General features: G+C 55.4%; 10 protein-coding genes. 9 read left to right on the top strand and 1 reads right to left on the bottom strand.

The window, feature by feature from the left end; translation table 11 throughout:
• Positions 1 to 55: 55 nt before the first annotated feature.
• Together AC07WB_RS16300 and AC07WB_RS16295 are read left to right on the top strand one after the other, a co-directional pair.
• Positions 56 to 2,146 carry a putative bifunctional diguanylate cyclase/phosphodiesterase gene (locus tag AC07WB_RS16300; protein WP_097096013.1) on the top strand — a complete coding sequence of 697 codons (2,091 nt, stop codon included), beginning with the start codon at positions 56 to 58 and terminating at the stop codon, positions 2,144 to 2,146.
• 96 nt (positions 2,147 to 2,242) lie between these two features.
• On the top strand, positions 2,243 to 3,655 hold the full coding sequence (locus AC07WB_RS16295) for an aminotransferase-like domain-containing protein (protein WP_345829839.1): 1,413 nt from the start codon (positions 2,243 to 2,245) through the stop codon (positions 3,653 to 3,655).
• Here AC07WB_RS16295 and AC07WB_RS16290 read toward each other — a convergent pair.
• A complete protein-coding gene (locus AC07WB_RS16290; RefSeq protein WP_097096015.1) occupies positions 3,652 to 4,134 on the bottom strand; it encodes a YlaC family protein in 483 nt (160 codons plus the stop codon). The two genes, AC07WB_RS16295 and AC07WB_RS16290, sit on opposite strands and share 4 nt — an antisense overlap.
• A gap of 882 nt (positions 4,135 to 5,016) precedes the next feature.
• Here AC07WB_RS16290 and AC07WB_RS16285 point away from each other — a divergent pair.
• The 7 genes from AC07WB_RS16285 to olsF all read left to right on the top strand — a co-directional run bounded on the left by AC07WB_RS16285 (position 5,017) and on the right by olsF (position 12,740).
• The gene (locus AC07WB_RS16285; protein ID WP_097096017.1) at positions 5,017 to 5,709 is read left to right on the top strand and encodes a FliA/WhiG family RNA polymerase sigma factor; all 693 of its coding nucleotides are present in this window, start codon (positions 5,017 to 5,019) and stop codon (positions 5,707 to 5,709) included.
• Between the two features lie 596 nt (positions 5,710 to 6,305).
• Positions 6,306 to 6,914: a hypothetical protein gene (locus AC07WB_RS16280; RefSeq protein WP_494940853.1), complete on the top strand. Its 609-nt coding sequence runs from the start codon at positions 6,306 to 6,308 to the stop codon at positions 6,912 to 6,914.
• A 111-nt stretch (positions 6,915 to 7,025) separates the two neighbouring features.
• Positions 7,026 to 8,465, top strand: coding sequence for a circularly permuted type 2 ATP-grasp protein (locus tag AC07WB_RS16275; protein ID WP_097096019.1), 1,440 nt, complete (start codon positions 7,026 to 7,028; stop codon positions 8,463 to 8,465).
• The gene (locus tag AC07WB_RS16270; protein WP_345828280.1) at positions 8,459 to 9,388 is read left to right on the top strand and encodes an alpha-E domain-containing protein; all 930 of its coding nucleotides are present in this window, start codon (positions 8,459 to 8,461) and stop codon (positions 9,386 to 9,388) included. The genes AC07WB_RS16275 and AC07WB_RS16270 overlap by 7 nt, the downstream gene beginning before the upstream one ends.
• Entirely contained in the window at positions 9,385 to 10,182 is a 798-nt protein-coding gene (locus AC07WB_RS16265; protein WP_097096021.1) for a transglutaminase family protein, read from the top strand. The genes AC07WB_RS16270 and AC07WB_RS16265 overlap by 4 nt, the downstream gene beginning before the upstream one ends.
• A 20-nt stretch (positions 10,183 to 10,202) precedes the next feature.
• Complete coding sequence (locus AC07WB_RS16260) at positions 10,203 to 10,907, top strand: proteasome-type protease (RefSeq protein ID WP_494940852.1); 705 nt, start codon at positions 10,203 to 10,205, stop codon at positions 10,905 to 10,907.
• A 132-nt stretch (positions 10,908 to 11,039) separates the two neighbouring features.
• Complete coding sequence (gene olsF, locus AC07WB_RS16255) at positions 11,040 to 12,740, top strand: bifunctional ornithine lipid synthase OlsF (RefSeq protein WP_345828284.1); 1,701 nt, start codon at positions 11,040 to 11,042, stop codon at positions 12,738 to 12,740.
• Positions 12,741 to 12,824 lie beyond the last annotated feature (84 nt).

Raw genomic sequence — 12,824 nt, 5'->3', positions numbered from 1 at the left:
CTCTTTTTAACCACACCACAGCTGACTTAAAACGGCTTCAACTTAGGAAATCACTATGTTAGTGACTTCGTATGACTCATTTACCGTCATCGTTTCGATTTTGGTAGCGATGCTGGCCTCGTTTACTGCGCTTGATATGGCAGGACGCGTGGCTTCCTCAACTGGCAAGGTGGCGCTGGTTTGGTTGCTTGGCGGTGGATTCGCCATGGGCGTCGGCGTCTGGGCAATGCACTTCATCGGCATGTTGTCGATGAGCCTCGATATGGTGATGAGCTACGATCCCCTGCTCACCGTCGCCTCAATGGTGGTGGCGGTGCTGGCCTCGATTTTTGCCCTGTGGCTGGCTTGTGCGACCAAGGAACTTCCCTGGACACGATTAATTGGCGGGGCACTGGTGCTGGGTTCCGGGGTCGTTGCCATGCACTACACCGGCATGGCGGCGCTGATGTTTGCACCGGGTATTAGCTGGAACTGGGGCTGGGTAGCTGCGTCGGTGGCCATCGCCATGGTCGCCTCCTGCGCGGCGCTGTGGCTGGCGTTTCACCTGCGCGAAGGACATGGCCGCGTGACGCTGCTGCGGCTCGGGGCATCGGTGGTGATGGGCTGTGCCATTGCAGGTATGCATTATACCGGCATGGCCGCCGCCAACTTTCCGATGCACAGCCACGCCACGCACATGGGCGTAAACAGTAACTGGTTGGCAATTGTGGTCACGGTGGTGACGCTGGCGATCCTTGGCATTACCTTGCTGGTATCGATGCTGGATGCCCGCATGCAGGCGCGCACCTCAATTCTGGCGCAATCACTGGCCGAAGCTAACCGCGAGCTGGCCCAGCTGGCCTTGCACGACAACCTGACGCGCTTGCCCAACCGTATTCTTTTGGAAGATCGCCTTGAACAAGCCATCAATAAAGCGAACCGCGAGAAATCACAGTTTGCGCTGATGTTTATGGATCTGGATGGCTTCAAGGCAGTCAATGACGCCTTTGGCCATCACGTTGGTGATAATCTGCTGATTGGCGTCACCGAGCGTATGACCGACCAGATGAAAGGGCACTACACGCTGGCGCGGATGGGCGGCGACGAATTTGTGCTGCTGCTGGAAATTGATGATCCGAACGATGCGGCGGCGGTAGCGGATACGCTGGTGAAGGCCATCGATCGCCCGTTTGACATCTCGCGTTATGAGCTGGTGGTGTCACTGAGTATTGGCATTGCCGTTTATCCGGGGGATGGCAAAGACGACCGCGAGCTGATGTTTAATGCCGATGCCGCCATGTATCACACTAAAAATAATGGCCGCAACGGTTACACCTTCTTCCAGCAGTCGATGAACACCCTGGCGCAGTCGCAGCTGCAGTTGAACAACGATCTGTGGCAAGCGCTGGATAATCAGGAACTGCGGCTGTTTTACCAACCTAAATACTGCGCACCGAGCGGACCGATCCTCGGCTTTGAAGCGCTGCTGCGCTGGCAACATCCTACGCGTGGCCTTCTGGCCCCGGATACCTTCCTGCCGATGGCGGAAAAGACCGGCATGATTGTGAACATTGGCAACTGGGTCATTAACGAAGCCTGTCGCCAGCTGCGCACATGGCATCTACAGGGGCATCCGCATTGGTCCGTAGCGGTGAACCTGTCGGCGCTCCAGTTTGAGCAGAGCAATCTGGTGGAAACCGTGACCGAAGCGCTGGATAAGCACCAAATCCCGGCGGAGCTTTTAACGCTTGAGGTGACTGAAACCACGGCGATGCGCGATCCTGAAGTGAGCGTACGCATTCTGACCGAGCTCACCAATATGGGCGTCAAAGCCTCGATTGACGATTTCGGTACCGGCTACTCGAGTTTGTTGTATCTCAAGCGTTTACCGGCGAGTGAACTGAAGATCGACCGCGCTTTCGTCAATGAACTTCAGGCGCAGTCTGAAGATGCCACTATTGTTTCCGCCATCGTTGCCTTAGCGCAGTCGCTGCATCTAAAGGTGGTGGCCGAAGGGGTAGAAACCCAGGATCAGCAGGCGTTTCTTACCGGCTTGGGTTGCGATACCTTGCAGGGCTATTTGTTGGGCAAACCGGTCCCGCCAGAGCGCATTGGCGAACTGCCGAATTTTTATGCAGAAGCGTTAGAGCTGGAGCGCGTCACTTAGCCAGCACGTTGTCTCTCCGATTCCTCCCTCTCCCGCTTGCGGGAGAGGCATAGGGTGAGGGAAACTAGCCGCCAAATCCTCTACATGGGAGTTCGGGTGGCGAAATATCAGCAGTTGGTGGAACAGCTTCGCACGCAAATCGAGGCACGTATCTGGCCGCCGGGTGAAAAACTGCCGTCGCTACGCCAGCAGGCTGAGCAGAGCGGGCTGAGCCTGATGACGGTGATGCACGCGTATGAGGTGCTGGAAAGCCAGGGCTGGATTGTGTCGAAGCCGCAATCGGGCTATTACGTGGCGCCGCGCGCCGCAGAAAGTCGTCCCCGTCTGCCCACCCGTGAAGTGGCGAAAACCGACCAGGCGGATACCAACAGCTTTGTGTTTGACGTGCTGCAGGCCACGCGTAATCCCGCCATCATACCGTTTGGCTCTGCTTTTCCCGATCCTGAACTGTTCCCCCAGCGCCAGTTGATGCGCTCGTTGGTGAAAGTCTCCCATAATCTGAAGCCCACGGATGCGCTGAATAACTTGCCGCCGGGCAATGAAGCGCTGCGTAAAATTCTGGCTCAGCGCTATGCGCAACAGGGCATTACGCTATCGCCGGATGATATCGTCATCACCAACGGCGCGATGGAAGCGCTCAATCTGAGCCTGCAGGCCGTTACCGAACCCGGTGATTGGGTCATCCTTGAGAATCCCTCCTTTTATGGCGCTTTGCAGGCCATTGAACGCCTCAAGCTGAACGCCATTGCCATCGCCAGTGATGTTGAACACGGCATGGATCTGGCTGAGCTGGAGCAGGCGCTGCAGCGCTGGCCGGTGAAAGCCTGCTGGTTAATGACCAACCGGCAAAACCCACTCGGTTTCACCCTGAGCGCAGAGCGTAAACAGCAGCTGGTGGCTCTGCTGGCGCGCTATAACGTGGCAATGATCGAAGACGATGTGTATAGCGATTTGTATGAGGGACAAGATAAGCCGCTGCCGGCCAAAGCCTTTGATCGTGAGGGCAACGTGCTGCACTGCGGCAGCTTCTCGAAAAATCTGGTGGCGGGATTTCGCGTCGGTTGGGTAGCCGCTGGTCGGCATGCGCAGCGCGTGCAGCGTATTCAGCTGATGAGCACGTTATCGACCAGTGCACCAATGCAGCTGGCGTTAGCCGATTTTCTCAGCACGCGTAGCTACGATGCGCATTTGAAGAAGCTGCGTCAGACGCTGGCAAAACGTAAACAGCTGGCGCAACAGGCGCTACGACGGGTATTGCCGGAAGCGGCAAGGATTAGCGATACGCCGGGCGGCTATTTTCTCTGGGTAACGCTGCCCGCGCAGATTAACACCACGCAGCTGTATCACCTGGCGCTACAGGAGGGGATCAGTATTGCTCCCGGCCAGCTGTTTTCCAGCAGCGAGGGCTTTAGCCACTGTTTTCGCTTTAACACCGCCTGGCCGTGGGATGCACGTGCCGAGGCGGCGGTAGAAACACTGGGCAAACTGATTGCTGGATTACATCGTTAAACCAGGGCTGCCTGCTGGTGGCCCCAGGTCAGATAATAAACGTCGTAGAAATCCACTTCGCCCTTCTGCTTCATCAATCGATCGATGCCGCTGCGCACGCGATCCGGCGTCTGCGGATTCTCAAGAATTTTGTCCAGCGCCTGCTGGGAAACCGGCTGCACGTAATACCATTCGCCGTTATAGCAAACGCGCAAATCCAGCGTATCGATATCTTCGAAGCGATATTTTGGATTGATATCCATCAGCATCAATACACTCATCACCAGCACAAACACAGTGGCAAACCAAAAGGCGGGCCAGCCGAGCATGTCGGTTGAGAAGATCAGCGCCACGCACAGCGCGTAGCACAGGTACATAATGGCCCAGAGTCCCGGATGGGTTTTCAGGAAGGAAAAGCTAAAGCGCGGCAAATTATCGCGCCGTCCCTCACGGTTCAGCGTGGCGATTTCGTCGAGCAGGATTTGTTTGATCGCGTCCATTGTTCACCTCTAATTATTACTACCTGCCAGTAAAGCACATAACAGTGAAGCGAATTAGTGACAGATTTACGGTGTTTTTTTATAACAGTTGCTGAAGGGGCGGCTGGTTCTGCACGTTGACCTTATAGCGCAATAGGCGCCGACGCGCAGTGATAAAGGTTGATTACAGAGGATATGTTCAGAGCAACGCTGTTTTATCGACGCCTGGAAAATAGTGGATCTCCATCACATCAGCGTGCATCACCTCAATTAACCACGCTACCTGCCCGATCCGGCTATTACCTGCTGAGCAGTATGCGCTATTAAGGTGGGGGTTTAGGTTACCGATTACTTCATTCATGAAAATAGAAACAATTCTCAATATTACAAAAAAGGTGAAAATTAATGATTTATTGTTTTTTTAACGGTGTTAATTATTAATTAATTTATTCAACTTATTGATTTTAATTGATTAATATTTTAATTCATTAAACCTTATAGCTAAGAATATTCTGATGCGTATACTCATCGCCATTAAAGGTAACGGTGGCTATTAGTTATCAATAGCGGCTGGTGCGTAGTCCGTATTAATAGCGTTAGTATGGCTGTTATCTTTTTAACTCGCATGCATTGGCATACGTAATAAGACAACGCTTTTATTAATAAAGGCGCGATTTTTAATCGGCGTTCAGGACGTTTTTTATTATGAGTATCGGTGGGGCAATACAGAAAAATAATGATGGTCGCTTTATTTCTCAGGCGGATTTCACTATGAATCTGCCTGAGAAATATATCCATCAGCATGTATTGATTATATCGACTCCGGATACCGTGAAATCTCCGTCAAATCGCTATCAGTCGTTCAAGTCCGTCGCCAGACGGGTTTTGTCGTGAGGAGATTTCATGAGCGTATTCAATGAAGTCACCGAACTGACGCCTGTTGAAGAGACGCGCTACCTGCAACAGTGGCAGCCGCTGGTGAAGCGCGTAGTACGGCAGCTCTCCGCCCAAACGGATGCGGTGATGGATCGTGGCGATCTGGAACAAATTGCCTTTATGGGGCTGCTTGAATCGCTACGTCGTTATGGCCGTCCTGACGATCATTTTGCCGGTTACGCTTTACAGCGCGTGCGGGGAGCGGTGTTGGATCAGCTGCGTCTGCACGACTGGCGTCCGCGACGTCTGCGGCAGAAAACGCACAAAATCAATGATGCGGTGCGCGCACTCACGCGCCGTCTCGGCCACGAACCGAACGAAGAAGAGTTGCGTCGACACCTCAAGCTCAGTCCGGAAGAGGTGCAGGAGTATTTGCTGCTGGAATCCGCTAGCGCGATGGAGAGTTTTGACGATCTGCTGGCAGGCGAAGCGCTGAGCAGTGTGTTAAGCGGACGTGCGCTGGAAGAGGAAATTAGCATTCAGCGCACGCTAAAGACCGCGCTGGCTTCGCTGAGCGAGCGCGAACAGTTGATTCTCAGCCTCTATTACCAGCACGAAATGAGCCTGAAAGAGATTGCGCTGGTGCTCGAGCTCACCGAAGCGCGCGTCTGCCAGATTAATAAGAAGATTGGCGTGAAGATTAAACAATTCTTTGAGTAGAGCATCCTGCAATTAACGTTCTGACATCAGAACGCTAAATGCCTGCGATAACCTGTCAGTGCCTTTGAATCCATTTGTGGGTTCGACCGGTGGCGAAATCCACCGGCTTTTTTTTGCCTGTAATTTGCCAGGTGCGCATAAATGCGCACCCTACGACATCGCCGGAACCCTCGCAGGGCTGCCATTGATGGCGGCCAGGTGCGCATAAATGCGCACCCTACAACAGCGCCGGAACTCTCGTAGGGTCGCCATTGATGGCGACCAGGTGCGCATAAATGCGCACCCGACAACAGCGCCGGAACCTCGTAGGGTCGCCATTGATGGCGACCAGGTGCGCATTAATGCGCACCCTACAACAGCGCCGGAAGTCTCGCAGGGTCGCCATAAATGCGCACCCTACAACAGCGCCGGATCTCTTGTAGGATTGTCATTTAGGGTAACTGCAGAATGGCGGCACGAAATGTTAAATATGTTGCCAACTAATTTGGCTTTAGTTAGCTAAATCATTCTTTTATGTGAATTTTGTTGGCGGGCGCACATTGCAATGGCTGTGAGGTAAGCCACAATTAAGCCATGTGGTTAACCGGAGAAAGAGTATGACTGCCAACAACTCCAGCCTGCTGTTACTGATGTCTTTCGCCGCCGGCACCTTTTCCGCTGGATCGTCCAGCAATCCGCAACATTTGATGCTATCGCTGCCGTCCGGTGGCGTGCCTAACAATCCGCTGCCGCTGATTATCTGGCCCGGTATCGTGCCGGATGAAGATGAAGCGGCAGACAGCGCGGCCTGGTTTGAAAAAACCTTTACCCGCAACGGCTGGCCCGCTGCCTGGCGCTCGCCGATCTTCCCCTATACGCATTATCACCCCAACACGCATGAAGTCTTAGGCGTCGGCGCCGGCTGGGCGGAAGTGCTGTTTGGCGGGGACAGCGGTCGCATGGTGACGCTACGCGAAGGCGATGCGGTGCTGATCCCCGCCGGAGTGGGCCATAAGCAGGTATTTGCCTCTGAGGATTTTTTCACCGTGGGCGCCTATCCTGAAGGGATGTCCCCGGAAACCGTGCGTGATGAGCCATCGCGTTTACGTGCGTCGAAGGAGAAGATCCAGCATGTCCCCTTGCCGCATCGCGATCCCTTCACCGGTGGCAATGGCGCGATGACGGAGATTTGGCTGCCAATCGCGCAGCAGCTGATGCACCAGTAAGGTGCAAATCAGCCGTAATCGTCCGCGCGGCGCGTGTGCCATGCCGGGGCAAGCCTCTGGCACAGTTTGTGCAGGAGAGAGTGAGGTCCTCTGACAAGCGCCGGGTAAATCATGAAAGAAAGCTACCAGATAGCATCGCACTTCTATGATGAGATGTTGCTAAGCGATGGCCAACACCGCGCTCATTATCAGCAATACTGGGAATGGTTACAGCAGGCGGACGTCGATGCAGTGGCGCGCAAGCGCGAAGAGGCGGAACTGCTGTTTCATCGTGTGGGCATTACGTTCAACGTATACGGTGACGATGGTGGAGCGGAGCGTTTAATTCCCTTCGACAGCGTGCCGCGCATCATACCTGCGCGAGAATGGGCAATGCTCGACCGCGGCATCCGCCAGCGCGTCCAGGCCCTTAACGCCTTCCTGCATGATATCTACCATCAGCAACACATCCTTAAAGCCGGAATTGTCCCCGCCGAACAGGTGCTGGTTAACGATCAGTATCAGCCCTGTATGCAGGGTGTCGATCTGCATCGCAACATATATGCGCACATTGTCGGCGTGGATATGGTGCGTAATAACGATGGCGACTATTACGTACTGGAGGACAATCTGCGCACGCCGTCCGGCGTCTCGTACATGCTGGAAAACCGCAAAATGATGATGCGGCTCTATCCGGAGCTGTTCGCCGAACAGCATATCGCGCCGGTAGAGCGTTACCCCTCACACCTGCTGCAAACCCTGCGCGAAAGCTCGCCGGTTAACGATCCGGTAGTGGTGGTGCTGACGCCAGGCCGCTTCAACAGCGCCTACTTTGAACACAGCTTCCTCGCGCAGCAGATGGGCGTGGAGCTGGTGGAAAGCGCCGACCTGTTCGTGAAGGACGGCGCGGTGATGATGCGCACCACCGCCGGGCCGTGCAAGGTGGATGTGATCTACCGTCGCGTGGATGATGCCTTCCTCGATCCGCTGGCGTTTCGTCCTGATTCAATGCTCGGGGTGCCCGGTCTGCTGTCGGTGTATCGCTCCGGCAACGTGGTGCTGGCTAACGCCATCGGCACCGGCGTTGCCGATGATAAATCGATCTATCCTTATGTGCCGGAGATGATCCGCTTCTATCTCGATGAAGATCCGATCCTCAATAACGTGCCCACCTGGCAGTGTCGTAAACCGCAGGATCTCACCTATGTGCTTGCTAACCTCAGCAAAATGGTGGTGAAAGAGGTACATGGCGCCGGCGGTTACGGCATGTTGATTGGTCCGGTGGCAAGCCAGCAAGAGCTGAGTGATTTCCGCGATCGCCTCAAAGCGCGACCGGAAAACTACATCGCGCAGGACACGCTTTCGCTCTCCACTTGCCCAACCTTTATTGATAACGGCCTGGCGCCGCGCCATATCGATCTGCGACCGTTTGCCTTGTGCGGTGCCGACATTCGGCTGGTGCCCGGGGGGTTAACTCGCGTAGCGTTAAATGAAGGATCGCTGGTGGTGAACTCGTCGCAGGGCGGTGGCACTAAAGATACCTGGGTTTTGGAGGATGACGCATCATGCTAAGCCGCACCGCCAGTGGTCTTTATTGGATGGCGCGCTATCTGGAGCGCGCGGAACAACTCGCTCGTGTGTTAGACGTCACCAATCGCTTATCGTTGATGCCGGTGCGCGGTAGCCAGGGGGATGAGCTGCTGCTGCCGCTCAATCTTACCGGCACACGCGAGCTGTTTGAAACCCTCAACGGCCGTTTCACCATGGCGCAGCTGTTCAACTTCTTTGCCCTCGACGATCGCAATCCGAGCAGTATTTTCAGCTGCTGGCAGGAGGCGTGGAACAACGCGCATGCGGTGCGCGGCAGTTTGTCATCGGAAGTGTGGGAGAGCATTAATTCCACCTGGATTGAAATGCGCAATACGCGACGACGCGGTATTACCAGCGCTAATGCCGATACCTTTTTTGATTGGGTTAAAGAGCGCTCGCACCTGTTTCGCGGCGCGATGTTCGGCACTTTGCTGCGCGGCGATGCCATGTGTTTTATTCGTATCGGCACCCTGATGGAGCGCAGCGATGGCACCGCGCGTTTGCTGAGTGTGAATCAGCAGCTGCTGGAGCAGCAGTCGGATTCGGTACGCGAATATTATTGTCTCGATACCCTGCTGCGTGCGGTCTCAGCGCGCGAAGCCTATAACGCTATCTTTAAGCAGCAGCTGTTTCCCGATCTGGTGAACGAGATGCTGATCCTGCGCAGCGAAAGTCCGCGATCGCTGCACTCCTGCATTGATGAGATCGCTACCCAGCTGGAGCAGATCGGCAGCAGCGGCGAAGATCGTCCACGTTATCTGATCACCGTGCTACTGGCGGAGATGCGTTTCAGCACCTGGGAAAGCCTGACGCACGAAGGGTTGGATGGCTGGCTCAATCACTTCCTCACGCGTCTTAACGCGCTGGCCGAGAGTATTAATCACACCTATCTGGAGGCGAAATGAGACTGAACATTGAGCATAAAACCAGCTACGCCTACGAGCAGCAGGTAAAACTCAGCACCCAGTATCTGCGCCTGACGCCGCAAAACTCGGTGCATCAGCAGATTATCTCGTGGGATTTGGAGCTGCCGTGTGCCGCCACGCGTACAGAAGATGCCTACGGCAATGTAATGCATGTGCTGACGCTGGATACGCCGCATCAGCAATTGGCTATCGCAGCGCGCGGGGTGGTGGAGATCCTCGATGACGGCGAGTGGGCACCCGATCCGGAATGCGCGCTATCGCCGCTGGTGTTTCTGCGCTCAACGCCGTTAACCCAGCCCAACGGCGAGATTCGCGATTTTGCTCAGCGCTACTGGCGGCCAGAGAAGCCGCTGGCCAGCCTGGAAAAGCTCATGGACGAACTGCTGCTGAAAATGCCGTATCGTCCTGGCAGCACTCAGGTAACAGATGCCGCAGCGAAAGTATTTGCTGCCGGCAGCGGTGTTTGCCAGGATCACAGCCACGTTTTTCTCGCCTGCTGTCGCAGCCTTGGCATTCCGGCGCGCTATGTCAGCGGCTATCTCTATACTGAAAACGTTGAGCACGTCGCCACTCATGCCTGGGTTGAAGCCTGGCTGGATGGCAGTTGGCACAGCTTTGATATCACCAATAATACCCGCAGTACGCGTCAGCATTTGCGGCTGGCGGTTGGCGTGGATTATCTCGATGCATGTCCGGTGCGCGGTATGCGGCTGGGCGGCGGCGGTGAAGATATGCTGGCGGTGGCTGCGGTGCTGCAGGTGCATGCGCAGTAGCAATCTGAATAGGCACGATTATGACTTATTGTGTGGCAATGCGTTTATCGTCAGGGATGATTTTTGTCTCCGATTCGCGCACCAATGCGGGCGTTGATCATATCTCCTCGTTCCGTAAACTGCATGTTTTTCAGGTGGATGATGAACGCACGCTGGTGCTGCAAAGCGCAGGCAATCTGGCCACCACGCAGAGCGTACTCAGCCTGCTGCGACGTAACAACGGCGATAGCGAACAGCCCAATTTGCTCAATGGGCGATCGCTGTATGACATTGCGCTGATGGTAGGGGAAACGCTGCGGGAGGTGATCAAACGCGACGGCGAAGAGTTTGGTGGCACGCTGCTGTTGGGCGGCCAGATTCATGGTGAGGAGCCGCGTCTGTTCCAGATCTATCCGCAGGGTAATTTCATTGAGGCCAGCGTCGACACACCTTATTTCCAGATTGGCGAGAGCAAATATGGCAAACCGATTATCGATCGCGTGCTGCGTTATGAAACGCCGCTTAGCCAGGCCATGCAGTGTGCGCTGATCTCAATGGATTCGACGCTCGCCAGTAATATTTCCGTGGGCCTGCCGCTGGATGTGATGGTGTATCACACCGACAGTTTCAGCGATAACCAGCAGTATCACATCACCGAGCAGCACCCCTATTTTTCACAGATTCGTCAGCTGTGGAGCAAAGGCTTATTGAGCGTGTTTTCGCAGTTGCCCCCCCTGCAGCTGTAGCCTGAATGGCAGACGCCTCGCCGCGTTTGCCCCTTCTGACTTTTTCCTCGGTTAGTACATCCCGGTCATAAATCTGAAAACAAGCCGTTTTAACGTCGAAGCGATTAATCGCTGCGCATAAAAAGGTGAATAATGTTTTCAGTTGATCAGCTTCTCGATACGTACTGGCCCGGTCACCAACCCGCGAACTGGCAAAAAAACGCGCTGAAATGGGCGGTTCGCGAACATGAATTCCAGGCATTTGCTGCCCGCTATCGCCACCTCAAAGGCGTGGATATGGTGGAGCAAGTGCTGGAGCATCTGGATGTGCGTTGTGAACTGAGCGAGCGCGATCTGGAACAAATCCCCACGCGTGGCCCGGTGGTGATTGTCGCTAATCATCCGCTTGGCGCCCTGGATGGATTAGCCCTGCTGGCGGCCGTTTCGCAGGTGCGGCGCGATGTGAAGATCGTGGCCAACCGCATGTTGATGATGCTGGAACCGATCAACAACATGATGCTGCCGGTGGATAACATGGGCAACCGCACCAGCCGCGAACAGTTCACGCGCATGCAGCAGCATCTTGATAATCAGGGTGTACTGATCATCTTCCCGGCGGGTGAAGTCTCGCGGCTTACCAGTCGAGGCGTGCGCGATCGTCACTGGCATCACAGCTTTCTGCGTCTCGCCGCGCGTGCCCGCGCGCCTATCGTACCGGTGCATGTGGTGGGGCGTAACAGCCTGGCATTTTACGCGGCAGCGAAAATTGCCGCACCGCTGGCGTTGCTGATGCTGGTACGTGAGATGTTTCGTCAGCGCGGCGCGCGCATCAAGCTGCATATCGGCGAGCAGATCCCCTTTGCGCATTGGCATGATGGCCATACGCCCGGCAAAGAGCTGGCGAAGCGGCTGCGTAAGCATCTGTATCGCATCGGGCAGGGGCGACGCGGCCTGTTCCAGACCGCAGCGGCGATTGCCCGCCCGGAAGATCGTGCCGAGCTGAAAAAAGCGCTGCTGGAGAGCGAACGACTCGGCACGCTGCCGGATGGCAAACAGATCTACCTGTGGCGACGTAATGGCGCGAGTTGGGTACCGCTGCTGCGCGAGCTGGGCCGTTTACGTGAAGTGGCGTTCCGCGCGGTCGGCGAGGGCAGCGGGCGCCGTCGCGATCTCGACAAATACGATGATGATTATTATCACCTGATTTTGTGGGATGACGATGAACTGGAAATTGTCGGTGCCTATCGCTTTATTCCGGGCGCCGAGCAGCTGGCGCGTCGCGGACTGGAGGGCATTTACAGCGACAGCCTGTTCCACTACGACGAGCGTATGCTGCCGATTATCCATCAAGGTCTCGAACTGGGCCGCAGTTTTATTCAACCCGCTTACTGGGGGAAACGCGGCCTTGATTATCTGTGGATGGGGATTGGCGCCTATATCGCCAAATATCCCGAAACCCGCTATCTGTTCGGTCCGGTATCGATCTCCGGCGGGATGCCGCTGGCGGCGCGCGATTTGCTGGTGGCGTTCTATCGTCTCTATTTCCCTACCGAACTGCCGCTGGCAACCTCGCGTCGCCCCTATCCAGCATCGCTGCCGGAAGTGCTGGCGCAGTTCACCGGCGATAATTACAGCGAAGATTTGCGACGCCTTAAACACCTGCTGGCCAACCTCGGCACCGCTATTCCCACGCTGTACAAACAGTATTCTGAGGTATGCGAACCGGGCGGCGTGCAGTTTATCGATTTCGGCAGCGACCCCGATTTTAACCACTGTATTGATGGGTTGGTGCTGGTGGATCTCACCCGGGTTAAGCCCGCGCGCTATGAGCGTTATATCGGGATGCATCTGTGATGCGGTCGCCATAAATGGCGCCCCTACGGCGAGGTGGCGGGGATCGTATGTTTATGTAGGGTCGTCATTTATGGCGACCAGGCT

This window comes from Pantoea sp. GW821-FHT03E06 (assembly GCF_059420725.1).
The sequence above is the reverse complement of the archived record's forward strand: the minus strand, read 5'-3'. Positions and strand labels throughout refer to the sequence as shown.